Origin of the sequence: Aliivibrio sifiae (assembly GCF_002954715.1) — a bacterium.
Classification (GTDB): Bacteria; Pseudomonadota; Gammaproteobacteria; order Enterobacterales; family Vibrionaceae; genus Aliivibrio; species Aliivibrio sifiae.
In genome coordinates, this window is record NZ_MSCP01000002.1 from 891974 (window position 1) to 892909 (window position 936).

2 protein-coding genes are annotated in these 936 nt (G+C 37.3%); both read right to left on the reverse strand.

Annotated features, from left to right (window positions below):
- Positions 1 to 128: 128 nt before the first annotated feature.
- On the reverse strand, positions 129 to 422 hold the full coding sequence (locus tag BTO23_RS15155; protein WP_017023495.1) for a HigA family addiction module antitoxin: 294 nt from the start codon (positions 420 to 422) through the stop codon (positions 129 to 131).
- Positions 422 to 700, reverse strand: a complete 279-nt coding sequence (locus BTO23_RS15160) for a type II toxin-antitoxin system RelE/ParE family toxin (RefSeq protein ID WP_061006045.1) — start codon at positions 698 to 700, stop codon at positions 422 to 424. Before BTO23_RS15160 ends, BTO23_RS15155 begins: the two co-directional genes overlap by 1 nt.
- Between the last annotated feature and the right edge of the window lie 236 nt (positions 701 to 936).

Genomic DNA, 936 nt, shown 5'->3' on the forward strand with positions numbered 1-936 from the left:
TATAACGCCTGCATAACACGTTTACTACTATTCAATTATACTTAATATTGACGCCTTAAAACGAGAAACACCCGACAATCTGAGATGCCGAGTGTAGTAAATCGTGTTGATGCGATTGTTATATTTTACTACGCCATAGCAAAATTGATCGTGTGCACCTTAGTTAAATTCACGTTTTGTTTTGCTTGCCATAGATCGTAATTGTCTTGCATTGTTAGCCAACTTTCAGGCGTACGACCTAGTGATTTTGAAAGACGCAATGCCATTTCAGGTGAAATTGAACTCTTACCCTTTATCACTCGATTTAGAGTTGAAGCTGCAACATCAAGTTGTTTAGCAACAAAGCGACAACTATAGCCAAATGGTTCCATATAAACGTCATGGATAAACTCACCTGGATGTGGGGGATTGTACATAGCCATTAATGGTAATCCTCGTAATTTAAAATATAAGCATTACCATCGAAAAATTCGAAAGTAACACGCCAGTTACCATTTACTGTAATTGACCAAATTCCATCTCTATCCCCTTTCAAAGGATGAAGTTTGAAACCCGGCAAATCAACATCATCAATAATGGTTGCAGTATCTATCGCGGCTAATTGCATTCTCAATTTGCGATCATGTTTCGCTTGAATGCCCGCTTTACTGCCAGTCTCAAAAAACTTTTTAAGACCTTTGTGCTTAAATGTTTTAATCATACGAAGAGTGTAGCGCGTTGCGCATTATGACGCAAGTTTCAATAAAAAATATAACGCCGCAATAACACGTTTACTACGACATAGATTTAGCTGAATTTTACCGCCTTAATCACTGAAACTAAAGACATACCTAGAATGCCGAATGTAGTAAATCGTGTTGATTGCTTTGTTATACGGGGTTTAGCTTGGCAAAGTATCTTCACAAAACCTAAATAGATAACCATTTGGATCTTGTA